19 protein-coding genes and 1 pseudogene are annotated in these 26490 nt (G+C 44.4%); 7 read left to right on the top strand and 13 right to left on the bottom strand.

All coding sequences use genetic code 11. The features are described from left to right. Window positions 1-12 precede the first annotated feature (12 nt). The 7 genes and pseudogenes from ACVA53_RS02830 to ACVA53_RS02800 all read right to left on the bottom strand — a co-directional run bounded on the left by ACVA53_RS02830 (window position 13) and on the right by ACVA53_RS02800 (window position 12585). On the bottom strand, window positions 13-1179 hold the full coding sequence (locus ACVA53_RS02830; RefSeq protein WP_255042321.1) for an amino acid ABC transporter permease: 1167 nt from the start codon (window positions 1177-1179) through the stop codon (window positions 13-15). Between the two features lie 105 nt (window positions 1180-1284). Then, a pseudogene (locus tag ACVA53_RS02825) lies at window positions 1285-2208 on the bottom strand (amino acid ABC transporter substrate-binding protein); the annotation flags it as partial. Between the two features lie 598 nt (window positions 2209-2806). After that, window positions 2807-5179 (bottom strand): cytochrome-c peroxidase, encoded by a 2373-nt coding sequence (locus ACVA53_RS02820; protein ID WP_446504452.1) that lies wholly within the window; start codon window positions 5177-5179, stop codon window positions 2807-2809. A gap of 458 nt (window positions 5180-5637) precedes the next feature. Beyond that, window positions 5638-6861: an L-lactate MFS transporter gene (locus ACVA53_RS02815; RefSeq protein ID WP_446504451.1), complete on the bottom strand. Its 1224-nt coding sequence runs from the start codon at window positions 6859-6861 to the stop codon at window positions 5638-5640. Between the two features lie 332 nt (window positions 6862-7193). Beyond that, window positions 7194-7430, bottom strand: a complete 237-nt coding sequence (locus tag ACVA53_RS02810) for a YdcH family protein (protein ID WP_446504450.1) — start codon at window positions 7428-7430, stop codon at window positions 7194-7196. A gap of 166 nt (window positions 7431-7596) precedes the next feature. After that, window positions 7597-8820 (bottom strand): sodium/glutamate symporter, encoded by a 1224-nt coding sequence (gene gltS / locus ACVA53_RS02805; RefSeq protein WP_255042327.1) that lies wholly within the window; start codon window positions 8818-8820, stop codon window positions 7597-7599. Window positions 8821-9450: 630 nt separating this feature from the next. Next, window positions 9451-12585 (bottom strand): EAL domain-containing protein, encoded by a 3135-nt coding sequence (locus tag ACVA53_RS02800; RefSeq protein WP_446504449.1) that lies wholly within the window; start codon window positions 12583-12585, stop codon window positions 9451-9453. Between the two features lie 501 nt (window positions 12586-13086). On the opposite strand from ACVA53_RS02800, the gene galE reads away from it, so the two are divergent. From galE to galM, 4 genes are all read left to right on the top strand, one after another. Beyond that, window positions 13087-14097 (top strand): UDP-glucose 4-epimerase GalE, encoded by a 1011-nt coding sequence (gene galE, locus ACVA53_RS02795; RefSeq protein WP_446504448.1) that lies wholly within the window; start codon window positions 13087-13089, stop codon window positions 14095-14097. Between the two features lie 105 nt (window positions 14098-14202). After that, complete coding sequence (locus ACVA53_RS02790) at window positions 14203-15276, top strand: UDP-glucose--hexose-1-phosphate uridylyltransferase (RefSeq protein ID WP_255042330.1); 1074 nt, start codon at window positions 14203-14205, stop codon at window positions 15274-15276. A gap of 29 nt (window positions 15277-15305) precedes the next feature. Further along, window positions 15306-16469 carry a galactokinase gene (galK, locus tag ACVA53_RS02785; protein WP_446504447.1) on the top strand — a complete coding sequence of 388 codons (1164 nt, stop codon included), beginning with the start codon at window positions 15306-15308 and terminating at the stop codon, window positions 16467-16469. A 28-nt stretch (window positions 16470-16497) separates the two neighbouring features. Next, a complete protein-coding gene (galM, locus tag ACVA53_RS02780; RefSeq protein WP_255042332.1) occupies window positions 16498-17583 on the top strand; it encodes a galactose-1-epimerase in 1086 nt (361 codons plus the stop codon). A gap of 463 nt (window positions 17584-18046) precedes the next feature. On the opposite strand, the gene ACVA53_RS02775 is transcribed toward galM, so the two are convergent. Then, window positions 18047-18235 carry a hypothetical protein gene (locus tag ACVA53_RS02775; RefSeq protein WP_255042333.1) on the bottom strand — a complete coding sequence of 63 codons (189 nt, stop codon included), beginning with the start codon at window positions 18233-18235 and terminating at the stop codon, window positions 18047-18049. 389 nt (window positions 18236-18624) lie between these two features. After that, window positions 18625-19341, bottom strand: a complete 717-nt coding sequence (locus ACVA53_RS02770) for a GntR family transcriptional regulator (protein ID WP_446504446.1) — start codon at window positions 19339-19341, stop codon at window positions 18625-18627. A gap of 260 nt (window positions 19342-19601) precedes the next feature. Here ACVA53_RS02770 and ACVA53_RS02765 point away from each other — a divergent pair, with 260 nt between their 5' ends. Further along, window positions 19602-21026 carry a glycoside hydrolase family 1 protein gene (locus ACVA53_RS02765; protein WP_446504445.1) on the top strand — a complete coding sequence of 475 codons (1425 nt, stop codon included), beginning with the start codon at window positions 19602-19604 and terminating at the stop codon, window positions 21024-21026. A 329-nt stretch (window positions 21027-21355) separates the two neighbouring features. Then, window positions 21356-21619, top strand: coding sequence for a hypothetical protein (locus tag ACVA53_RS02760; protein WP_255042337.1), 264 nt, complete (start codon window positions 21356-21358; stop codon window positions 21617-21619). A gap of 40 nt (window positions 21620-21659) precedes the next feature. On the opposite strand, the gene ACVA53_RS02755 is transcribed toward ACVA53_RS02760, so the two are convergent. Continuing rightward, window positions 21660-22253: an HD domain-containing protein gene (locus ACVA53_RS02755; RefSeq protein ID WP_255042338.1), complete on the bottom strand. Its 594-nt coding sequence runs from the start codon at window positions 22251-22253 to the stop codon at window positions 21660-21662. A gap of 37 nt (window positions 22254-22290) precedes the next feature. Further along, a complete protein-coding gene (locus ACVA53_RS02750; RefSeq protein ID WP_255042339.1) occupies window positions 22291-23289 on the bottom strand; it encodes a substrate-binding domain-containing protein in 999 nt (332 codons plus the stop codon). A gap of 354 nt (window positions 23290-23643) precedes the next feature. On the opposite strand from ACVA53_RS02750, the gene ACVA53_RS02745 reads away from it, so the two are divergent. Continuing rightward, window positions 23644-24924, top strand: a complete 1281-nt coding sequence (locus ACVA53_RS02745) for a DUF5666 domain-containing protein (RefSeq protein WP_446504444.1) — start codon at window positions 23644-23646, stop codon at window positions 24922-24924. 145 nt (window positions 24925-25069) lie between these two features. On the opposite strand, the gene artM is transcribed toward ACVA53_RS02745, so the two are convergent. Together artM and artQ are read right to left on the bottom strand one after the other, a co-directional pair. Beyond that, entirely contained in the window at window positions 25070-25741 is a 672-nt protein-coding gene (gene artM, locus ACVA53_RS02740; RefSeq protein WP_255042341.1) for an arginine ABC transporter permease ArtM, read from the bottom strand. Continuing rightward, a complete protein-coding gene (gene artQ, locus ACVA53_RS02735; protein WP_255042342.1) occupies window positions 25738-26487 on the bottom strand; it encodes an arginine ABC transporter permease ArtQ in 750 nt (249 codons plus the stop codon). Before artQ ends, artM begins: the two co-directional genes overlap by 4 nt. Between the last annotated feature and the right edge of the window lie 3 nt (window positions 26488-26490).

Here is a 26490-nt window from a genome sequence, read left to right as displayed (position 1 = left end):
TGCCTCGTCCTCCTAGTGCTCGACCAGCGCAACTTTGCGGTTATAGATATTCATTATCAATGAAGTCAGTAGGCTCAGAGCAAGGTAAACGGCCATGGTCATGGCAATGATTTCGATAGCCTGTCCGGTTTGGTTGAGTGTGGTACCAGCAAAAACTGACACGAGATCCGGATAACCGATAGCCATTGCCAAGGAGGAGTTTTTGGTCAAGTTGAGGTATTGGCTGGTCAACGGAGGAATAATAATGCGTAAAGCTTGTGGAATGACCACCAAGCGCAGGTTTTTGCCTTGTGGGAGGCCAAGCGATAAGGCGGCTTCTGTCTGTCCGTGACTGACAGCATTAATACCGGCACGAACTATTTCAGCGATGAAAGATGCAGTGTAGACACTCAAGGCAAGCAATAAAGCGGCTAGCTCGGGAATGATGCTGATCCCCCCTCTGAAGTTAAAGCCTTTCAGTTCAGGGGCCTCCATATGAATGGGTTGTCCACTGGCGAAGTAACCGATTGTCGGGAGGATAACAAGCAGGCTAATTGACACCCAAAGGATCGGTGATTGCTTGCCTGTCGCTTGCTGTTTTCGCTTTGCATAAATTGTGTAGCCAATACTCAGTACTATCGCTGTGAGAAGAGCAAGACCTATCCAGTAGGCATTTTGCTCAAAAACGGGTTTGGAAAAATACAAACCTCGAACATTGAGGTAGACACTTTCGCCGAGGCTAATGCTGTTACGGGGAGAGGGGAGCGCTTGTAATACAGCGAAATACCAAAAGAAGATTTGCAGTAACAGGGGAATATTGCGAAACGTCTCGATATAAACTGCCGCAAAACGGCTAACCAACCAATTGGAAGAAAGCCGAGCGATACCGATAAGGAACCCAATAATAGTGGCAAGAAAAATACCTAATACAGAGACCAGAGCGGTATTGAGCAAGCCGACAAAGAAGGTACGGCCATAACTATAGGTTTCATCGTAATCAATCAGACTCAATCCTATACCGAATCCCGCTTGTTCTGTGAGGAAGCCAAACCCCGTTGCAATCCCACGTTGCTCCAAATTGACCAATGCATTGTTGATTATGGAGTAAATAAAAAAGAACAACGCTGCAGCGGCAAGTGCTTGAAACAACACTGCACGAAAAGTAGGGTTATATATTAGGTTAGATTTGTTCGCTGCCAAAACGTCACATCCTGTGTCGGTGATCCTGTGTCGGAAGGTTTTGAAAGGTGGAGAAGGGATCTCTCCACCTTTGACCGCTAATAACTGTTATTTGAATCAGAGCGGTTAGCGAATGGGTGGAGCATATTGCATACCACCGTCAGTCCATAGCGCGTTAAGTCCGCGTTTAATTTCAAGCGGGGAACTCATGCCGACAGTACGTTCAAAGCTTTCACCGTAGTTGCCGACTTGCTTGATAACCTGATATGCCCAATCATCATTGAGCCCAAGTCCTTTGCCTTTGGGGCCATCGAGACCCATAAGGCGGCGGATATTAGGATCATTTGATTTATTCATATCGTCAATATTGTGGGAGGACACACCTAACTCTTCAGCATGGATCATGGCATTGAGTGTCCACTTCACAATATTAAACCACTGATCATCGCCCTGACGGACTGCCGGGCCTAAAGGTTCTTTTGAGATAATCTCTGGCAGCACGACTGCCGATGATGGATCTTGTAGATTCAAGCGCAGGGCGTAAAGTCCTGATTGATCGGTGGTGAGCACATCACAGCGGCCAGCTTCAAAGCCTTTGACTGTTTGAGCGGCTGTATCGAAGACTACAGGGGTGTACTTCATTTCACGATAGCGAAAGTAATCGGCCAGATTAAGCTCTGTGGTAGTACCAGACTGAACACAGACCGCAGCACCGTCGAGCTCTCTAGCGCTCTCTACCTTGAGCTCTTTTTTGATCATGAATCCTTGGCCGTCGTAATAGTTAACACCAGCAAAGTTTATCCCCAGTGCGGTATCACGATGAAGTGTCCAAGTTGTATTGCGGGATAGCAGGTCTATCTCACCAGACTGAAGGGCTGTGAAACGCTCTTTGGCGGTCAGTGGAATATATTTCACCTTGGTTTTATCACCGAGCGTTGCGGCGGCAACGGCTTGACAAAACTCAACATCAATACCCTCCCATTCGCCTTTTTCATTCGGGTTTGAGAAGCCAGGTAAACCCGTCGTCACACCACATTGGATATAGCCCTGCTTTTGAATTTGGGCGAGTGTGTCAGAACTCGCTGAAGTTGCTGGTGCACTACCATCAGACTTGCCCGCAAGTTGATTTTCAAGTTCAGCAATTTTCGCTTTGAGTTCTTCAGTTCCTGACTCAACGGCAGTAACGGCACCACCTGAAGCTTGAGCCAGCTGCTGCTCAAGTGTTTCGACTTTGTCTTGTAGCGATTGGATCATTTCTTTGTCTTGGCTGCTACCACTGCTATCACAGCCATTAAGAATGAGAGCCAGAGTAGATACTGCCAAGGTAGAGGTAAAGGTTCGCTTCATAATTACGTCCTGTTATTTCTTCTCATGAGACATTGACGCTTCTTATCGCCATTACTAGCAGTTATCTTTAAAAGGGTGCCCCATGATTTAGCAATCTAATAAGCACTTTCTTTCAGCCATAAAAAATAACTGTCTGTTTTTGTGTCACTATTCAGTATAGAAACAGTTTGAAATAGTTCTAGTTAATAAGTCATTAACATTTCAATGGGCAGGATATACGGGGGAGTACGCTCGAAGTGGCTAAAGAATGAAAGCCCCGCACAGGGCGGGGCTTGATGTTATATCTATGTTAATGAGCTACTTAGCGGTAAACATTGATCTCCACGGTTGCTACATTTGACTCATGGCCTTCACTGTCTTTGACGGTGTAAGTCATATTCATGTTGTAGTCGCGAAGCGGTGTGATAGAAATGCTACCATCGCTGTGAATGTAGTAACGGCATTCAGTACGGCTAGGTGCATTGTGAATCACAATACTGCTTGGGTCGATGCCATAGTCACCGGCAACGTCGTTATCCAGTAGCTTGATAACGGTTGTGCGGCCATATTTCGCAGACACGACGTCATCTTTTGCTTCTAGGTAGTTCGGCGCATCGCCACCAGAGTTAACACCATTGAGGAAAGGCTTGATAGGTTCTAGGCCTTTAGCTGGACGGCCATAAGCACCAACCATTGGGATTTCTAGCCAGTCTTCCTCTGCGGTAATGTCGTTGAACTTCTGTACAACTGCGAACTCATCGCCAACCGCGCCATTTGGAATGAACAGCTGAGGGTGGTCGAATGGTGCTTTCTCTTCACGTACACGCTCATCCGTTAGAGACTTCAAGAAGGCAACCAGTGCTTTTTTCTCGTAATCCGTCAAATCGAGGCTTCGAATATCTGGGTCGAGGTTTGAAGAGATGCCATCAAAGCCAGATGAATCACCATTCCCTTCACTGGTACGGTTACCACCACGGTTATAGAACTCAACCACTTGCTCAAGCGTTGCCATACTACCGTTATGCATGAAAGGACCAGTTAACTCTACGTTACGAAGGGTTGGGGTCTTAAATGCACCATGTACGGCGGTACGCTCTTTGCCATTTTCAACACGGCGTGTGATCTTTCTAGTTTGACGGTTTGAATTACATGGATCTTCTTCAAACACCAAAGCCTCAAAGGTACAAGGGTCAACCTCGAAGTTATCTGGTGCATTGTTACCAAGTAACTTGTCGATGTACTGCTCAGTGTGTGAAAGAGGGTTATCCCACGGGTCTCTACCACCTAGACCAATGTCTTCTTTTGTTGGTGTTACACCTATGTTGTAGAAGCCATTGTCATAAAGTGATGTATTCCCGTCGCCCATATGCATTCGCTCTACCAAACCTTCTTCTTGCTCTTCAGCAATCAGGTGGGTCATGGCTTTGGAGAACTCCGGACCACTGTGACAGTTTACACAGCTTCCTTTTCCGACAAACACTTCCATACCATGTTTCTCAAGATCGGTAAGTGCATAGTCATCACCGTCCATATAACGGTCGAAGCGTGAATCATCAGAGATCAAGGTTTTTTCGTAGAGCTGGATAGCCAAGCCCCAGAATAGACTAAAGTTCTCTTCCATCTGGCTGTAGCCATCAAAGTCTTCGTCTGAGCCCCAGTACTCGATGTTGAAGGCATCTTCAATCATCTCGCGGTAGGTGACATGAAGCCCTTTGTTTGGATAGCTAGAGACATAACCCAGTTCACTATCCGTTCTATCAACTTGTTGCAAACCAAGTGCTTTCAAGTGAAGGAGTTTTTTACCCATATCTTTGAAGGCTTTATCGGCACAAGTCATCTCGAAGGCACTGCCCGGAGGACCAACGGCCTGTGATGCCGCACTGGAGTTGATCAGGTCCACTTTTTTCAAGCTGACATAATCAGTGTATGGGTCGTAGTGAACAACCTTAGCATCAACGTTACGACGCCCAAAGGGGTCAACCCCGTTGAAGGTGTTGTTGGCACGACCATCCCAGAAGTTTCGGAAGTTGAAAATGGCATTGATAACGGTCGGCGTGTTACGTGGTTCTACTCGGCGTGTGGTTACACCGCCTACGTGGAAGATGTCTTTAACCGTTTCACAGGATTCTCTACGGTCAGAGAACTTAGGCTCCCCGTAGCTACCGCCATAGAGTTCATCAAATACCGCGGCAAATACGCCTTGTGAGGATACGACATCATCGGTATCGAACAAGACCTCTGAGTCACGATCGTCAGGATCGGCATAGACTCGGAATGGGAAATCTTCAGGTACCAAGGTGTAGTTTGGCCCACCAACCCCGGTTCGTGTAGGATCGAAAATTTCACGTTTGGCCGGGTCAACATTGTTCAGTCCCGGACTGATTTGGTTTTTGGTTCGGTTATCAGCCCCTGCACTGTAGTGACAGCTTGCACACGATTGCCCTTGGCTACCTGCTTGCATGTCCCAGAACAAGGCCTTACCGAGTTTAATTGCCGCTTTTTCATCTTTTACGTATTCATCGAGCCCTGGTACAGGCGCCGGCTTTATGCCTTTTAAAGAGCCTAAGCCTGAAAAATCAGGTGCTTCGACGTCATCTTCGGCATTTACACTGGCGATACCAGATGCCAACCCTAATAATGATGCAGTTACTAAGGCTGTTAGTCGATGACGTTTATATAACGTTTTGTTGTTCATCACTCACCCCTAACGTCCATTGCGAAATGTTGCTTTTATGTACGAGAAGTTCTCGTGCAATAAAGATGGGCGAAATTTGAGGTCTTAATTATCACTTTTGTGAAAACAAGAAAGATCAAAAAAATTGCACTAATACTTTGGAGGAGGTGGAAAGCCATAAATTAGAATAGCGCATAAAAATGATACATTTCTCAAATCTACACAAATGAAACAACAAGGAAGTCCAAGCGATATGTGAATTACTGTAATGAGTAAATTGAGAGGAAAAATATAGTCAATACAGAAAGATATGGTTCAAATAGCTAAATAACTGAACAGAGGTGTTAAGTTTGCACAATTAATATTTTATACAAAGACGTGGAATTAATCTTGAAAGGGGGAATGTGAAATCTTGAATGAGAAGAAAAAAGAAAAAGCACAGCGATGCTGTGCTTATTTATGATCGTATATATAGATTTTTAGGCTTTTGCCAATTTCTTCTCGAGTGCTTCTGCATCAACAGGCTTGGTGATAACAGAAAGCAATACGTTAAATGCCAGCATTACCGCACAGATCGAGTATGCAAGGGTGTAGTTGCCAGAAGCGCCCATAGCGATAGCTGTGATGGCAGAACCGATGAAGCCACTAACACCCCATGCGGTGTATAGCACACCGAAGTTTGCGCCATAGTTTTTCAGGCCGTAGAACTCAGCGGTTAGCGTTGGGAATACCGCAAGTAATGTACCGTAACCAACACCAGCAAGCGCTGCACCAATCATTAGCGTGAAGCTAGAGTCAAAGCTAGCAAACAGTGCCATGTTGATACCCTGCATAATGAAGGCGATAGTCAGTGTACGTAGGCCACCAATTTTGTCAGCCAGCATACCGGCAACAACACGGCCACCTGAGTTGAAGATAGACAGAACAACAACCAGGAAAGCGGCTTCAGTAATGTTTGCCTGCTGTGAAGCAATCAGAGTGATATTACCGATAACCATTAAGCCTGCAGATGACGCAAGAGCGAACATTACCCACAGTGAGTAGAACTGTGGCGTTTTCAGCATTGCACGCCACTGGATGTCTACCGGCTTACCTGCTTTCGCTTTGTAGTTTGCAGGAACCTGTGGTTTGTAGCCTTCAGGCGGGTTGGTGATAGTGCTTGCCAGTGGAACGGCAATAAGCAGGATCGCCACGCCTAGGATCAGGAAGCTGTTGCTGATGCCAAAAGAGTCAATTAGCAGAGATGTTAACGGTGCAAGATATACCGCAGCTAGACCAAAGCCAGCGGCGATTAAACCGTTCACCAAGCCTTTCTTAGAAGGGTGGAACCACTTCATTGCAGAAGGAGCAAGGCATGCATAGCCGAAGCCGATACCGGCACCAGTCATTAGACCGAAAGTGATAAGAAGCAATAGCGGGGTGGTGGCAAAGCTAGAAATGATCATGCCTGAACCGACAAGAACCGTACCCAAGATAAGGATCTTACGCGGGCCCATGCGGTCTTGAAGTACACCAGCTACCAAAAGAGATAGAGCAAAAGTAATTACAGCAACTGAGTATGGCATAGAAGCATCTGCATCCGACCAGCCCATATCTAGAACGAGCGCTTGCTTGAATACACTCCAAGCATACAGGATGCCCATACATAGGTTGATACAGAAGCCTGCCAGCAGGATCTGCTTTGCTTTATCGAATTTAGTCATTGTTTTCTCGTCACTACAAGGGAAACAGTATGGCTTGCATACTGTGCTCAAAATTTTTTTGTCTTTATTAACAAAAGTTGATTGTCACTAAAGGTGCGCGGATTTTAACAATATTTTTTGAATAGGAAACCACTAGAAATATCTAGTTACAAATGTTTCTGTGGTGATTTTATCTGTTTACATGCCGTTAATATTGCTTTTGTCTTTTATTCAATAGCTTATGTACATTTTTGCGAGGCATTTCATATTGACGGGAAAGTGTGAATTTATGTTCACTTCACCGCTTGCAAAGCAGTGAAGTGAACATCATAAACAATGCGAACCATGCAGGATCAGTGTGACAGAATGCTGTAGATTTTATCTTTCAGTTGGACACGTTCTAATTTCAGCTGTGTGAAGTGGCGATCGTCGGTGGGAATGTTGTTGCCTTCAAGGCCTCTAATTTTATGATCTAGTTGGTGGTAACGGTCAGCCATTTGCTTGAAGCCGTTGTCGGATTGTTTTAATTCCTGAATTCTATCTTGATGCTCTGGGTACTCGATAAATAGTGCATGATTTTCACCTAACATAGTAATACTCCCACGCTCTTTACGATCCTACCGAATTTGACGATAGGTACAGATTCAACGTTCATACCACAGAAGCTTGCGGTAAAAAGAGAGGCCGATAAATTAATAATAGCTTGGAGATGCCGAACGGCAAAGCCGGGCCTGTTAGGCCCGGCAAGAAGGGAGTTTACTGAATGAAACTGATATAGGTCTGCAGTACGATCAGGTTGGCAATGTCGATAAAGAAAGCCCCGACAATTGGTACGACCATGAATGCTTGTGGTGATGGACCATTTCGTGAAACAAGCGCACCCATGTTCATTACCGCAGTCGGTGTTGCCCCCATGCCAAAACCACAGTGACCACCCGCAATAACCGCGGCATCATAGGTTTTACCCATCAAACGGAAAGTGACAAAGTAAGCAAACGCTGCCAGCGTGATTGTTTGTACCGATAAAATCACAATCATAGGTAAGGCAAGGCCGAGCAACTCCCACAACTGAAGACTCATTAGCGCCATCGCTAAGAACAGTGACAGCGAAATTGTACCCAGTGCATCGACGGTTTCATTATTGATCTTGTAGACTTTGGTGGTCTCACAAACGTTGGTAATGAAAACACCAATAAAAAGGGCGTATACAAAGTCAGGGATACGTAGCCAGTTGATGCCAAAGCTGTCGACTAGCTCTTTGACGTGCGCAGCGCCGGCAACACAAATTAGCAAGATAAAGAGTACTTCAATAGTGTTCTTGCCGGTAATGCGATCTTCTTCGTTATCACTGTATGTTACTAAGTCAGGATGCTCGATATGGTGTTTTTCACCGGCACCAAATTCAGACTTTAGCGAGAACTTGGAGATTAGACGCTGTGCAATCGGCCCACCGATGATACCACCCATGACCAAACCAAATGTGGCGGCGGCCATAGAGAGCTCGAGGGTATGCAGGCCATAGATATCTGCAAAGGTCTGTGACCAAGCCGCGCCTGTACCGTGTCCGCCCGATAGGGTTATAGAGCCCACCATTAGTCCAATCAGGGGATCGAGACCAAGCATGGTGCTTAGGCTAACACCGACCGCATTTTGGATAATGATGTACAGCGTTGCGATTGCAAGGAATAAGAAAACCCGCGAGCCACCTTTGGCCAACAGCTTAAAGCTTGCCGCCAAGCCAACCGTAGCAAAGAACATCTGCATTAATGTGTCTTTCAGGCTTAGCTTGAAGGTAATGTCGATACCTTGAGCATGTAAAATTGCAATTAGTATGGCAACAATCAACCCGCCAACAATAGGCTCTGGAATATTGTACTTCCGGAATGCCTTCACTTTGCTATTAATGAAGTAGCCAAGAAAAAGCACAATAATCGCAATGAGAAACGACTCAAGTTCGCTTACTTGTATAACTGAATTCATGATTATGTCTTTTCATTGTTTTTTAGGCGTTAATTTTACCCCCTAAAATGGCGACTGCCTATATTGCCATTTCAACTTCAATAGTGTAGACCCGTGGTTGCGGGTTGGTTGTTTATGTTTTGATTTTGGTGTTTATGTATATTAACAAGCAAAGCTATGGTGTGCTTTGTTATTGATGTGTTCTCATTGATGATGTTGGTGCTTCTGTGTTGATAATAAGGTTTAAAAATAAGAAAAGTCTTAAGGCGTAAACATGTCTGCTTTAAAATCAGTAGGCTAATGCTGAAGCGATGAATATCTATACGGAAACGGCGGAATATATAAACTAATAAGTATTGTAATTAATATGTTACACCACTAAATTTGTCGACTGTTTTGTAAGCAAATAGGGTGATTAGGCTTAATAATCACCTCTGTGAGTGCTTTTATATCAATATTTTTTTGAATTTTTTTATCACGGACTCTCTTAAACTACAGCTTTGATTGATTTACTGGGAGTGGTGGTTAATAAAACAGCGTATATAATCAGTGTGAGATCAATTTTTTTGCTGTTTTATCTATATAGCGACCAAGAATTCGAATAATTAGGTGATTGCTGCGTACTAATTACGCTGCAAGCGCCATTCAAGCTTACACAGTACTTTCATTAGTATGAAGATAATGCTGTTCAAACTCATTAACAGGCTGGGGACGGCCGAAGAAGTACCCTTGGAATTCTTCTACTCCGATACTGGTTAAAAAATCACATTGAGCTTGAGTTTCGACACCCTCAGCGACAACTTGCATATCTAGGTTGTGTGCTAGTTCTACAATAGAGCGGGTGATGGCAATGTTATCTTTATTCCAGGGGAGATCTTTAATGAACTCACGATCAATTTTGAGTATGTGGATAGGGAAGCGGCTAAGGTAAGCTAACGAGGAGTAGCCGGTTCCAAAATCATCGATTGCAATCTTTACACCCAGTGCTTCAAGTTTAATTAATTTATCGAGAGCGGTATCGACATCTGACATGATAACGGTCTCGGTGATTTCTACTTCGAGATACTGCGGATCACAACCACTTTGAATGATAGCCTTATCAATAGTCTCGACAATATTAGAGCTTAATAACTGTTGAGCTGAGATATTAATAGCAAAATTAAGATAAATATCATTGGATTGCCACGCTTTTAATTGTCGGCATGCTTTTTTTATCAGGTATTCTCCTGCCTCGATAATGACACCCGAGCGCTCAAGAATAGGAATAATATTAAGCGGCGATTCATGCTCGCCGTATTCATTACGCCAACGCAGCAATGCCTCTACACCGCATACACGATGATCACTGGCATTGACTTTGGGTTGGTAGAAAAACTCATAGCGATCTGAACCGACTGTTCGGCGAAGTTCTGATTCTAATTGAATTTGCAGAATACTGTTAACACCCATTTCTTGTGTGTAGAAGCAAAACTGATTGCGACCTTGTTCTTTCGCTCTGTATAGAGCGATATCTGCATACTTGCTGAGATTTTCAGCCACATCAGAATCATCAGGAAAGACGCTAATTCCGATACTCGCGGTCAAAAATAACTCTTTGCCTTCAATGACCAGTGGGGCAGAGAGATACTTGAGAATGCGAGTGGCTATAGTGGTGACATTCTGTAGTTTGGCACTTTGTGTCAGTAAAATAGCGAACTCATCACCACCGAGCCTTGCAAGGAAATCGGTTTCTCTTAATAGGTGGTGGATACGCTTGGCTGTTGTTTTGATCACTTTATCACCGACAGCGTGACCTAAGGAGTCATTAATCTGCTTGAAGTAATCCAAATCCAATGAGAGAAGGGCGATATTCTCACCTGTAATCTTATTGCATTTCACTGCCGCACAGAGTTGCTGTTGCAGTAAAGTGCGGTTTGGCAATTCAGTTAATAAGTCGTAATGAACCAAGCGATGTAAGCGGTTTTCAAATAAGACACGTTCCGTTATATCCTTACCCGTAGATATATAATGGCTGATCTTTCCGCGACTATTTCGGATTGGTGCAATGGTTTTTTCTTCGTATATGATTTGCTCATCACCCTGCTTATGCGCAATAACCCGCTCAATGACATGACCCTCTTTTAACTGCTTTTGGACATGTTTGACGTCGTTGAGGTTATTGAGTGTGTTTCTCAGCAGTTCGTTGGACTGTTTGCCGATAATATCTTTAGATGTTATCCCGTTATGCTTTTCGAAAGAGCGGTTTACATATTCCACTACGCCTCTGCGGTCTGTAATGATGATGGCATCATTACTTTGCTCAAGTGCCCGCGACATACTCTTGAGTTTTTCTTCCCGTTCAATCCAGTAGGTTACATCTCGTAGGTTTAGTAAAATCTCCCGGCTTGAGCTGTAGGTCGTTTCGGTTGCGATGATTTCTATATGTTTTGTTTTCAGGTTGTTAAACTGCAGCCGGATTTTGATTGTTGGCTGCTTTTTTTCTCTTAGTTGATGGAGTTGCTCTATAATCGCTTCGACTTGCCGCCGGGACTGTGAACCGGGTAGTAGTTTTGTCAAGGTGCAGCCGATCACTTCCTTATTACCTAAGGATAGAATTTGTATGGCTGCGTTATTGGCAGTGACAATTTTCATGTCTTGATCAAGAGTTATTAAACCGTCGGACACATGACGTAATACTGTTGCATACTGCAAGGCTGTATCTTCAATCTTCAGTGTCAACTTACGTTGCGCATTGAGTAATTGAGATAAATGCCAAGCCAGCACCAAGCAGCCTGATACCAGGCTTATGATCAGCCCTGTAAAGATAACCAGCTTTAATATTCGCGTTTGGGTAAAAGCCAGCTCGGTGACCGCGTCTGTCATATTGACGCGTGAAATGATGGTCCATGGTAAATCTGAGCCTTGAAAAGGCAAGGTGAAGCTGTTTTCTCCACTGAAAGCAGAACCTGAAAAAAAACGAGTGAAAGTATAGAGGTGATCATCAATGATGACCTGCCCCGAATCGTTAAGGTTTATGTCTTGCCATAGCTGTGGATAACGGGTGTTGAAATCTTCCTCTTCGGGCTTGTTGATGGAGGGCATGAATTGCCATGCGCTATCAGATGTTGGCCCCAGTAGCCATTGTCCGTGATTATTGACCAACCAGTTTTGAACGTGATCCCAACCGTATTGACCTTTTAGCTCTTCTAGGTAGTCAATCCCTAAGTAATTGAGGGTGATTAGCCAGCTTTGTCCGTTTATTTTGAAATGGCTGACAAAGCGCAACATAGGCTTATGAGGGAGTTCGATTTGACCATTTTCTTGGTTTAAGTCAAATTGGGATGTATAGAATCTGCCTGGCTGGATCCTTAACGCCTGCTTGACATAGTCGCGCTGGCTTTTGTCTTGAAGCTGATTAGAAGGAAGGACTGCTGCAGTCTCACCGACTTTATTGACCCGGATAACTTCTTGGCCCTCGGCATTGAGAAGCCGAACTTGATCGTAATAGTGACGGGTGGTTGATAAGCGCTGGAAGCTGGCTGTTAGAATCTCGTGCTGCCTTTCTATACCTAATGATGTTTCTGAAAGTTCTTTGGCTTTCTCTGTTAAGTACCTCAAATCTTCAATAATTGGGGCGAAATGCAAGCGAGTAATATGGAGTGAAGACTGGTGACGGCTATTTTCACGATCTTGGATACGTTGGTTGAGCTGGTTTAAATCTTCATTGTAGATATAAAAGATAGACGCAGACGTAATAGTCAGTAGGGGAATAAAAAAGAGTAAAAACCGTATTATCGCTGTCTTCATACTTCACCATGACGCATATCAACATGGTTAGTATAGTCTTTTTGTACCTGTTGGTGCATAAGAGTAGGCAAAACTAGACATATTCATCGTAACGCATAGCTTGGATATACAAATTTGTCTGCTGTGTCACTTTTATACGAATAGGACGCTCTCTTTCTCTTGTAGTTAATCGTTTTCACTTATCTTCGATGCCTATTTCGCAGATTGAATCTGATATGGTGCCTAAATATACATTTAAATGCTTGTATTTTAGTCTTTTTCGATTTGCGCCTCACTTATTCTCTGTTTTTTGATAGCTTGGATGCTGACGATAGTGGTGAGATTTTGTGGAAACGTTTACACTGTGTGGGGATGATCACAGATTTCATTTTATGCTTGTTGTTAAAATTGTCCGCAGTTAGGAACAAGACGTTGTGATTTCTGAAGTGACTATTTCTGAAGTGACTATTTCTGAAGTGACTATATCTGAGTGAGTCATTGGCAGTGAATTAGGAGAGAGTGATGAAGGTGTTGGTAACTGGTGGTATGGGCTATATTGGCAGCCATACCTGTGTACAAATGATTGAATCAGGCCTTGAGCCAATCATTCTGGATAACCTTTGCAACAGTAAAGACGCTGTGCTTGAGCGAGTTGAAGCACTGACAGGGGCAAAGCCGGCTTTCTATCATGGTGACATCCGTGACCGTGAGATTTTAGATCAGATCTTCTCTGAGAATGATATTCGCTCTGTTATCCACTTCGCTGGCTTGAAGGCGGTGGGTGAGTCCGTTGAAAAGCCACTTGAATATTACGACAACAATGTTCATGGCACATTGATGCTGGTGGATGCTATGAAACAGGCTGGGGTAAACAGCTTGGTATTTAGCTCATCAGCAACGGTTTATGGTGATCCTAAAGAGATCCCAATCAAAGAAACGACGCCTACAGGTCAAGTGACTAATCCATATGGCCGCAGTAAATATATGGTGGAAGAGTGTCTTCGTGATATTCAGGTCGCCGTTCCACAAATGAGCATAACGCTGTTGCGTTATTTCAACCCTGTTGGTGCTCATCCATCAGGCACTATGGGTGAAGACCCGCAAGGTATCCCTAATAACTTGATGCCGTTTATTGCTCAAGTGGCGGTAGGCCGTCGCGAATACCTTTCTGTCTTTGGCAATGACTACCCAACTCCAGATGGTACCGGAATTCGAGATTATATACATGTTATGGACTTGGCCGATGGTCACATAGCAGCCTTGCGGGCTGTGGGTGAAAAGGCTGGCCTTCATATCTACAACCTCGGCACAGGTAAAGGTAGCAGTGTACTTGAGATGGTTGATGCCTTTAGTCATGCATGCGGCCATGATGTCGCTTATAAAATCTGTCCACGCCGCCCTGGTGACATCGCAGAATGTTGGGCTGATCCAGCAAAAGCACGCGTTGATCTAGGCTGGGAAGCGAAATTTGATGTCACTGCGATGGCTGCTGATACTTGGCGCTGGCAGTCGGAAAACCCGAACGGCTATTAATTAGTCTCTCTATGATTTTGGGGCGCAGGCAGCGCTTTCCCTCCTATGTTTGCCTGTTCCTATTTTTATTTTTTTACAGTTAACCTGTAGTTGCGAGTTTATATAATGTCTGAACAAAAATTTAATCCCGTAGACCACCCTCACCGTCGCTACAATCCTTTGACTGGTCAATATATTCTGGTCTCACCACACCGAGCCAAGCGTCCGTGGCAGGGGGCTGATGAGACCCCAGAGCTAGCGGAAGACAAAACGTATGACAGCGAGTGTTTTCTGTGCCCGACCAATACCCGAGTATCAGGTGACAAAAACCCTGATTATGCTGACACTTATGTGTTCAATAACGACCATGCAGCCTTAACTCAAGATACGCCTGATGCGCCTGAGTCAGGCAATCCTCTGTTTCGCTGTGAAAGTGCACGCGGTTTGAGCCGTGTTATCTGTTTTTCGCCGGATCACAGCAAAACTCTCCCTGAGCTTCCTGTCGGTATGATTCGTAAAGTTATTGATACTTGGAACGATCAAATTGAAGAGTTAGGTGAAAAATACGTTTGGGTACAGGCATTTGAAAACAAAGGCTCAGCAATGGGCTGTTCACAGCCGCATCCACATGGTCAAATTTGGGCAAATAGCTTTTTACCTAATGAAATTGCACGCAAAGACGAAAACTTACGCGCTTATTACCAACAGCAAGGCTCAAACTTGCTAGTGGATTATGCAAAAGCAGAAATGGCTGATGGTTCACGCACAGTGGTTGAAACAGAGCATTGGATTGCTGTTGTACCTTACTGGGCTGCATGGCCATTTGAAACCATGTTGATGCCGAAAACCCATGTTCGTCGTATGAATGATCTCACTGACGAACAACGTGATGATCTGGCTGTGGCGATCAAAAAACTGACCAGTCGCTACGACAACCTGTTCAAGTGCTCCTTCCCTTATTCTATGGGCTGGCATTATGCGCCGTTCTTCAAAGACGGTGATACTTCGACAGATCATTGGCAGTTACATGCGCTGTTCTATCCGCCACTGCTTCGCTCTGCCACCGTGCGTAAGTTTATGGTGGGCTATGAAATGCTTGCTGAAAGTCAGCGTGATCTGACAGCAGAGCAGGCGGCAGACAAACTGTGTGCCCTTAGTGACGTACATTACCGTGAAATGACTACTTCAAATAATAAATAAGTAACCCAACAGAAAGATAGGAATATATTATGTCTAAAACACAACTGCTTATTGACGCTGTTAATACATCATTCTCTTCCGTATTGGGTTACGAGGCGACTCATCTGATCCAAGCGCCGGGCCGTGTAAATTTAATTGGTGAACACACTGATTATAATGACGGTTTTGTACTACCGTGTGCGATCGATTATCAAGCGTTTGTTGCTGCTGCTCGTCGTGATGACAACATCGTACGTGTTGTTTCTGTTGATTATGACAACCAAACCAAAGAGTTTGATCTCACGGCTGATATCACTTTTGATGAAGAGTGCATGTGGATTAACTACATCAAAGGGGTGGTGAAGTGTCTACGCGAGCGTGGTTACGAATTCACAGGTGCAGATATTGCGGTAAGCGGTAATGTTCCACAAGGCGCAGGTTTGAGCTCATCAGCGGCACTGGAAGTGGTCATTGGCCAAACGTTCAAGACTCTATTCGCGCTTGAAATTAGCCAGCAGGAAATTGCACTGAATGGTCAGCAAGCAGAAAACGAATTCGTAGGTTGTAACTGCGGCATCATGGATCAGTTGATTTCTGCCGAAGGTCAACAAAACCATGCCTTGCTAATTGACTGCCGTTCACTAGAAACCAAAGCGGTTTCAATGCCGGAAGATATGGCAGTAGTGATTATCAACTCTAATAAAAAACGTGGTTTGGTCGACAGTGAGTACAATACTCGCCGCGAACAATGTGAAGAAGCGGCACGTATTTTCGGTGTGAAAGCGCTACGTGACGTTACTATCGAGCAGTTCAACGCCCGTGTTGAGGAATTGGATGAAATGGTTGCCAAACGTGCTCGTCACGTGATCACTGAAAACGACCGTACAGAAGAAGCGGCTATCGCTCTAAGCCAAGGCGATATGAAGCGTATGGGTGAGCTAATGGCACAATCTCATGCTTCAATGCGTGATGATTTTGAAATCACTGTCCCTGAAATTGATTTTATTGTTGATATCGTGAAAGAGGTCATTGGCGATCAGGGTGGGGTACGTATGACCGGCGGTGGTTTCGGTGGTTGTATTGTGTCTATTGTGCCACCGGCATTGGTTGATGAAGTGGCAGCCGTACTTGCTGAAAAATATGAAGCGAAGACTGGCCTAAAAGAAACGATTTATGTGTGTAAAGCAAAAGCTGGTGCTGGCGCACTTGCCTAAGTTGAGATAACTCAAATAAGGAATGAATATGACACTACCTCATAAAGTGTTAGCGCTGCATGAAACCATGACCATGGAGGTGGCCTATGATGGCCGCCCTGCCAATCTGTTCACCCTGATCAATGCATCGGGAATGACCGCAACCTTCATGGATATCGGTGCAACTTGGTTAAGTTGTACTGTGCCTGTGAGTGGAGACATCGCTGAGAAGCGCGAAGTTCGTGAAGTGATACTCGGCTGTGCAACCTTGGCCGATCACCAGGCGCAAAGTGCGTACTTGGGAGCCACTGTTGGGCGTTATGCCAACCGAATCGCGAATGGTCAATTCACCATCGAGGGGAAAACAACCCAAGTTACTACCAACCAAGCGGGTAACACCTTGCATGGTGGGCCTGACGGCTTCGATAAACGTCGTTGGAGTGTTATTTCGCACAGCGACTCAAAACTGGAACTAAGCATAGTCTCAGAAGATGGTGATCAAGGCTTTCCTGGCAGATTAGAAGCAAAAGTCACATTTGAACTTACGGCTGATAATACGGTTGCCATTAGCTATCAGGCAAACTGTGATCAACCATGCCCGGTGAACTTGACCAACCATGCTTACTTCAACTTGGCTGGTGAAGCTTCAATTGAAGATTGCTTGCAGCATGAATTAATGATCAAAGCTGACTATTTTGTGCCGACGTCTGAAGTAGGGATCCCGACTGGAGAATTGAAATCGGTTGAACAAACGGGTTTTGATTTTCGTGAAAGTAAGACTATTGGACAAGATTTGCTGAGCGATCCCGAGCAGTTATTAGCAAAAGGGTATGACCATGCCTTCATTTTATCGTCTGAACTAGCAAACGGTATTCAAGATTTTGCCAAGGCTGTTTCACCGGATAAAAAAGTAACAATGACGGTGCAAACGACCAAGCCGGCGGTACAACTCTATACCGGTAATTTTTTGTCCGGTATTAAGGGGACGTCAGGGGTATATGGTATTCATCAAGGTTTTTGCTTAGAGACCGAGTACCTGCCTGATGCACCAAACCACCCAGAGTGGCCGGGAGAGAGCATCTTACGCCCAAATCAAACCTATGCCCATTACACAGGTTACCGTTTTACTTTTTAGTTGTTTTCTTTTGTTTAAATTGGGGTTCGCCTGCTCAAGTGAGTGGGCTTTTTTTGGACATGGAGAGTTAGCGAAGTCGCGATGTACGTCATACGTTCGGCTCAACATTGTGCGATTTTCTTTAGCAAGCGGTATACTCCCGCAAAGATATGTGGGATGTGTAATTGGTTGAAGAATGAAAAAAAATACGATGACTTTTATTGTCACTTTTGTGTCGGTTTTTTGTGCAATAACGGCTAAGAACTTCTGTGTTGGCGCTTTCTTGGGGGCGAAAGAGCTACACTTCCTAGTCGATACATTGATATTACTTGTTATTTATGTCCCTATTTACTTCGTTTTCACGAGGCTAGGAAAGCGATTTATTAGTAATGAATAAGCGAACATTTGGTTGTTAATGGTACAAGCTGGTACTTTTATTTGAGTACCAGCTGTATTAGGTAATAAGTCATTCTCTTGATGGATCTTAACCGCGATTAGCATGATTGAGAAGGTCAATGAGTTCGTTTTCGGTTTTTGGTGTTTTGTCTAATTGTATGTGAGGGGTAGTGCCGCCCCAAAGCATGTAGGCTGTATCGGTGCAGTGGTCATGGTGAAACCATTTTCCGTCTATACAGATGTCGGTATAACATCTTGGGTCTTGAATAAGCTCCATATACGTTCGTCCTTTTTGATTAACATGTATCCAACATACGGCCAACTGATTTGCAATTAATTGATCTTGGTCATTAACGCATAATTTTGGGTATTAAGTGTTTCGCATAATGACTACTAACGCACGAAATAAGAAGCCCAGCAAAATTCAGGGCTTGATTCATTTGGAGGCCAAACCTTAAAGGTTCGTTTGGCGAGAAGGTAAACCAGCCAATAGATTGCTGGAATGTAGCGACTAGGCTGCTCTATCGTCCCTTGAGCATCATGGGCTGAATGTTGGATGTGAGTGGCTATTCGGTAATCTGACGTTTGCTTATCAACATTCGTCGTCTACCTTGAAGTCACGGGGGAAGCGCCTCGTCGTAACAGTACCGTTGGGCGCTATATCAACTACTTCAACTGCAGCGATTTCACATAGGTCGTTGACAGCTTGAAAGATTCGCAAGTGTGTTTGGCAACGGAATACTCAAAAAGTTGTCCGTTATCCAAGTAAGCGCGCTGCGATACGTTCACTAAATGCTCACCTTCAGGAATAATTAACCATTGGCTTTCTTGGTGGTTAGCCTTATCTATAGTTATCGTCAGATTAGCACTGTGGATCCCTTGGTTTAGGGTGTTCGTGATATAGCCATAGATTGAATCTTCAGCTTGCTCCAAAGTTAACCCCTGCACAACGGCAGCTGGCATATAAGTATATTCAATGATGGTTGGCTGGTCATCGATTGAACGTACCCTGGTGATTTCATATAGATGATCACCGATAGCCCCACAAACGAGCTCGGAAGTTTCATGGTTGGCTTCGACAATTCGAAATTGCTTTACCTCCGTAGCGACTTTCTTCCCCGTGCCTTCGTAACGTAACTTGGTTCCTAGTAAGTGGCTGTCTGGTTGTTGTGGCGGTGTGCTTTTAATGAATGAACCGGCCCCTCTTTTTCGTACAACCATTCCTTCTTTCACCAGAATATCCATCGCTTTCTTCAATGTGATTTCACTGCAGTCAAACTCGGCGGCGAGTTTTTTGCCTTCAGGCAGTTTCTCACTAGGGCTGTATTCACCAGATTGAATGCGAGCTTTAAGTTGCTGATAGATAGCCTGATATTTGCTCATTACTGTTCTATATCTGTTTAGGGTGGAAGAGCAGAATACCTTAAATTTGCTTTGATGGCAGCGCCCAAAAACGCACTGAGTGTGATTAACATCTAACTTTGGGTCTCGATTTGGTGTAAAACCATATGGTTTTGTTTAGTGTTTCGCTATCGACGCTGTTTGCAACAAATCGCAAGGGCGTTTTTTTGCATAGTGGATACATTTAACAGTCATGACCTAGGCCACGAAAGTGGATTGCAGGGTAGATCATAGGGTGAAATATGAGTTTTCAAGATGAGTTTTTGTGGGGAAGTGCATCGGCAGCGTACCAGATTGAGGGAGCTGCAAACCTCGATGGAAAGGGGGATTCCATTTGGGACGTGTACTCCCGGGTACCGGGTAACACCTTCAAAAATACCACAGGTGAAGTGGCTATTGATTTCTATCACCGCTTTGAACAAGACATTGCCTTGATGAAGGAAATGGGCCTGCAAGCATACCGTTTTTCGGTGTCTTGGCCGCGTATCATGACTGATGGCCGTTCGGTAAATCCGAAAGGTGTGGAGTTCTATCACAAAGTTATCGATACCCTGATTGCTAATGGCATAACACCAATTTTGACGGTTTACCACTGGGATCTACCTCAGGCGCTACAAGATGATTATCAAGGGTGGGAGAGCCGTGAAATCATTGAAGACTTTACCCGTTACTGCGAGGTCCTATTCCAAGAATATGGTGACAAAGTGCCATATTGGGTCAGCCTTAACGAACAGAACATCTTTACAAGTTTGGGTTACCTGCAAGCAATTCATCCACCGAAAGTGTCTGACTTCCAGCGTTTTATTAATGCTAATCATATAGCCAACCTCGCGAATGCTAGTGCAGTGAAGAAATTCCGTGAAATGGGTATCGAGGCCCAAATTGGTGCTAGCTTTGCCTATAGCCCAGCTTATGCGCAGTCAGCGAAACCTGAAGATGTCATCGCTGCAGAAGATGCACAAGAGTTGCAAGATCTGTTCTGGATGGATGTGTATGCCAAAGGCCGCTATCCGAAAATTGCTTTGAAGCGGTTGGAAACATTGAACATCCATATCGACTTCCAGCCGGGAGATAAAGAGCTGTTAGCGGCGGGTGTATGTGACTTCATGGGCTTGAATTACTATCAGTCTGCGACTTTTGTTGCTGCAGGGAATAAACAAAGCACCGCGCAAACAGGGAATGCTTCTCAAGTATCAGTTGTTTCTGAAATCAGTGACATTCCTACCGATAAGCTATTTGCTCGCGTTGATAATGAATACTTGGATATGACGGATTGGAACTGGGCGATTGACCCAAACGGTCTGCGTGTTGCACTGCGCCGAATTACCTCTCGCTATGAGCTTCCTATTCTCATCAGTGAGAACGGCCTTGGGGCTTTCGATACGTTGACGCAAGAAGGTAAGGTACACGATGATTACCGAATCAACTTTCTTCGTCGCCATGTTGAGGCGATTTCAGATGCTATTGACGATGGCTGTGAGGTTATCGGTTACTGTACATGGTCTTGCCAAGATCTCTTTAGCTGGCTAAATGGTTACGCTAAGCGCTACGGTTTTATTTATGTAGACCGTGACGAAGAGAGCGAGAAAGAACTAAAGCGTTATAAAAAAGACAGTTTCTACTGGTATCAGAAAGTCATCCAGTCCAATGGTAAGCAATTAGATTAGGAAGATATTCTCGCAATAGTCTCGTTATAAACCCATAGTAATTCATGGGTTTTATTATTTCTAATCATTTATTGTTCTAATACGGAATTGATATCGTTGAACGATTGATCGGCTTATATGAGTTGTTATTTATATTTTGTAATTATTACGCATTAAATCAACAGCTATCAGTAAATTACGATGTTATTAAGTTATATGATTCTCAATAGTGAATCATTATCAGGGCGAAAAATCATGTTCGAATAATTCTAACGACATGGTTAATTCTCAATGTTTATTTATCTTAGTGTTCTCGCTAAATTTAACTCCGAACCTAAACGAATCTTCAAATGGAGAAAATGATGCTTAAATTTACAGGTACTATGATGACTGCGGCGGTATTACTAAGCTCACCAGTGATGGCCTATTTAAACCTTGATGTAACACCACAAAACGAGGGAGCCTGGGTAAAAGTGAGTGATAATGGCACCCCAGTTAGTAACGTGACAATTACTACCAATGCGCCTGGTACCGGCTCTTTTACTACTGATGAGCATGGCCGTATTTTTGTTACTATTAATATTACCGTAATAAAAAGGCCGAAAGACAATTAGGTGTCTTTTGGCCTTTTTTATATGCTAGTGATAACAACGGTTAGTTGTCGATCAGCCAGCCATTTTTAACGGCTAAATTTATTTGTTCGCAAGCGTATTGCCATAGTTTAGGCGTCACTTTTTCTAGGTACGCATTACGGTTTAGGACTTGCTGTTTGGTTACTGTGTGCTTTACCCAGCTACCACCACCGTTGGACATGTTCTGGATCAACGGCAAAATGCGATCCATCGCTTTGGCAAAGCGGGCATCAGCGGTTTCAGCTTGTTCAAATTCCAGCCATAGCGATTTCATTTCGTTGAACTGCGCTTCTGGTAGTAGTCCAAACAAACGGTTGGCTGCAGCCACTTCTTTTTCTTCTTGGCCGTCTAGTTCATGTTGCTCGGCAAAAGCAAAAGTATCACCAGCATCAATCTCAACGATGTCATGGATGAGTAGCATCATGACTGCGCGATTCACATCGACAGGCTCTTCGATATAGTCCTTTAGTACTTGTGCCATAAGAGCAATGTGCCAGCTGTGCTCCGCACTGTTTTCCTGGCGATTGTTATCTGGCTTTACCATGGTTTTGCGGTAGACCGCTTTTAGGCGATCCAATTCATTAATAAAAGCCAACTGTTTGTCGAGATTAAGCATACATTCCTCTTATTGCTTTTCGATCGTTGTGATCGCGTTACTTCTGGGTGACGGACAAGCGTCGTACGAGGGTAGGGACAAACATCCGGGTACACGCCTTGTTTTCATCACCTTTGGCCAATGACAACGATAGGTTCGCTGCTTGCTCTGCCATGATGTTGATCGGGTAACGAACTGTGGTTAGTTTCGGGCTCAAATATTTTGCGATGATACCATCATCGAAACCGATCAGAGAGATATCTTGTGGTGGGGTAAGGCCGTTTTCTTCCAGTACCGATAAACACCCTGCGGCCATGTTGTCGTTGTAAGCGGCAACCGCCGTAATTGGCAGATTTTTGGAGAGTAGATTCATCATCGCATGCTCACCACCGGCTTCATCGGGTGAGCTGTATTCAATGTAGCTGTTATCGGTCGGTAGGTTATAAGCCCGCAGTGCATCGAGGTATCCGGCGAGGCGCTGCTCGGTATCTTCAATGTCATGGTTTGAGCAGGCGTAACCGATATGCTGGTGGCCGTTCTTGATCAGGTATTCAGTCGCGAGATATGAGCCCTTATGGTTATCGAGTGCAATACAGCGATGGGCTATTTCAGGAATATAGCGGTTGATAACCACCATTCCCGGCACCTCATTGGCAAAATCAATCAGCTCTTGATTACTCAGGCCTTTGCTGTGAATGATTAGTGATTCACAACGGCTGTTGATGAGTAGTTCAATGGCTTCTTTTTCGGTCGTGGCGTTGTGATAGCCATTGCCGATCAGGGTTTGCTTGCCGTTTTGCCGTGCTATCTGGTCAATGGCTTTTAACATGGAGCCAAAGAAGGGATCAGAGACATCGCCGACAACTACGCCAATTGTATTGGTGGATTGGTTAACCAAGGCTCTGGCATTGGCATTGGGACGATAGCCAAGCTCTTTCATCGCCTGTGTCACTGATGAAATTGAGGCCTTACTGGCCTTGGGTGATTTATTGATCACGCGTGATACCGTTGCAACGGAAACACCGGCCAGTTTGGCCACATCCTTAATCGTAGCCATGGCTACACATCCTAGCTCAAATCAAACTTGCTGCCTATTAAACACCGACTGTGTAACGGGTGCAATCATATTGCAGTGAAAATCAGTGCGACTTACTATATTTATTAAAAATCAAGGAGAAAAGAAGTGTAACCGTTACCAAATGATCGTTTTTGCTGTCTGGCTTTGCTTACATTTTTGGTTTGGATAAGAAGGCAGAGATTATTAGTATTGAGGCAGGTTTTAGGTCGGTGGACTCTATAATTAAAATCAATATGTCGATGGCCAGAAATAAAATAACAAGGCCTGTTGTATGGCTATAAATTCAAACTAAGGAATTATATCCAAGGACAAGAGTTGGTTATAGGTAACTTTATGAGAAGTCTAAGCTTGCTTTCTATAGCGATAGGATTGTCCTTCGGGGTCACAGGTTGTGGTGGTGATTCCGATTCAAGTTCATCTGATAGTGGGAGTGATATCGTTGATAGCTCACCACTTGCACGAACAATCGGTACGGTAGATTCTGTTTCATATCCTGATGAAACCTTCACGATAAATAAACATCAACTTGATGGCTCACAAGCTGCGATTACTTATGATGACAGTAGCTATAGCTTTGATGAGCTTGAGCAAGGGATGCAGGTTGAGGTTGAGTACCAGAATAACCAAGCCCAACAAGTTTATCTGCAACCTGCAGCAACTGGTCAGGTGACAGCTGTTTCTGATAATAGCCTTTCAGTTAATGGTATTAGTTACGACTATCCCGGTGTTGAATTTAATATCGGTGATTGGGTGATGTTGTATGGTCTGGTTGAGCCCGATGATAGTTGGAAGATCACTGCCGTTACTCTTGTTGATCCTCAAACAACGGCTGAAATTGAAGGGGCAATATCTGGGTTGGATACATCTCAAAGTGTGTTCACGCTAGCCACTGTCTCGGTCGATTACGCCAACGCCGCGATTGAAGACAGCAGATCTTTAGCCGATGGACTGTGGGTTGAAGTGTACGGTCAGTTTGACGGAAGTCAGTTTGTTGCTTCAACGATTGATATCCGAGATAGTGATGATGTACGTAATACCGAGCTTGAAGGGATCATTACCTGGGTAAGCCCAGATCTCACTAGCTTTGATATCGGAGGGAATGTCCGAGTTCATACCAATGGCAATACTTCTTTTGATGATGGGACTCGAGCAAACTTGGCCGTTGGCGCAATCGTCGAAGTTGACTTGATCGAGCTTGAGAATAAGCTTTTTGCAACGCGAGTTGATTTCCAAGATCAGGTCAGTGTTCCGGATAACTTGGAATTTAATGTTGAAGGTGAGGCTAGTTATGACGGCACCACGTTACGCATAAATGGCATTACCTTTGTTATTGATGTTAATACGGAATTTGATGATGGTATCAGCCTATCGAATGTCAACGGTCAATGGGTTGAACTCGACGGTAAAGCGACTAATGGTAATCATGTGAAGAGAGTTAGATCTGAGCGAAAAGATAACGAAATTAGCCTTGAGGGCCCAGTAGAAAGCAATTCGATGTGGGGCTACACCTCTTCAGATCAATCACTGGCTCAATTTAATGGGCAATGGGTTGATATTGAGTGTCAGCGGGCATCAGATAATTTCCTCTCACTTTGTCGACTAGACCCTGATTGATAGCCATTTTTGACGTTATTTTAACTCAAACCGGTATAGAAAAGGGGAGCAGCCATTAACTACTCCCCATTCGTTTATATGCATCATCCAGTATTTCAATCCATTGGACAAAAACTAGATATTAAATATGTTTGTCGTAACCTACTTATCGTGCAACTTCAAACGCGAGAGCTTTCTTTTCTACCTGTCTGAAAACGAGTGTAAGCACGCCATTGACTGTTAAATAAAAGGCACCCGCGACGCTAAAGACCATTAATGTATCGTAGGTCTGAGCGTTGATACGCTGTGCATACCCCATGATGTCCATAATGGTGATGGTACTGGCAAGTGATGTGCCCTTGAAGACAAGAATGACTTCGTTGGAATAAGCGGGAATGGCGCGGCGAATCGCATAGGGTAATAGTACCCCCAGCGTTGCTTTGGTATCCATTCCCAAGGCTTTACAGGCTTGCCATTGACCAGAAGGAATCGCATTGAATGCGCCTTTGAACAGTTGGGTACTGTATGCCGCTGTATTAAGTGCGAGTGCAAGCATTGCACAGAACCAAGGCTGGCTTAGCCAGTGCCACAAAATGCTTTCTCGTACCCACTCAAACTGACCTGGTCCGTAGTAAATCAAAAAGATCTGTACCAGCAATGGCGTACCGGTAAATAAAGTAATGATCCCCCGGCTTAGCCAATGAAGGCCTGGTGTTCTCAATATAAGCGTTAAAGTCATCAATAACGCCAATGTACAACCCACGATTAAGGACACGGCTGTTAGCTCAAGACTGACGACTAACCCTTCGAGCAGTTGCCAAACGTGCTGTTCATTCATGCGCTTGCTCCTTTTACTGGATTAGCGGGTGCTGGCTTGTTTTGTACTGATTTACTTTTAACAGATGTGCTTTGTGGTGAGTTGCCATCTTGTACGCTAAATTTTTTATCGAGCTGTTTAACAACGCGTTGAGTGATCAATGTGATGACTAAATAGACGGCTGCTGCACAGGCATACCAAGTAAAACTTTCGTGGGTAGCCGCTGCTGTTAACTGGGCCTGTTTTAGTAGGTCAGTAACACCAATCAAAGAGACCAGCGCTGTGTCTTTGAGCAGCACAAGCCATTGGTTCGTCAATCCAGGAAGGGCATGTCTAACCGCTTGTGGCAGAACAATCTTAAAGAATGCACGTAGTTTGCTGATCCCTAATGCACTTGCCGCTTCGCGCTGACCGCTAGGTACAGCCTTTAGCGCGCCTCGCAATGTCTGGGAGGCATAAGCAGCAAAAATAAGGGATAAGGCAATGACCCCTGACAGAAATGGGCTAACTTCGATGAAATCTCCGGTCAGCAAAAACAATATTTGCGTTGAGCCGAAGAAGATAAACAGTACAACCAATATTTCAGGTAAGCCCCGAAGCACGGTGACCAGCGCGGTAACAGGCCAAGCTATGGCACGAAACCGTGACATTTCACCGCTGGCAAACAATACAGCCAAGACCAACCCAACAGTGACGCTGGCTAGGCTAAGCTGGATAGTCACCCAGCTTGCCTCAAGTAGCGTCAGAGCATAACCTGATAACGCCATAGA

This window comes from Photobacterium sp. DNB23_23_1 (assembly GCF_052873815.1).
This window is presented reverse-complemented; position numbering and strand designations above follow the sequence as displayed.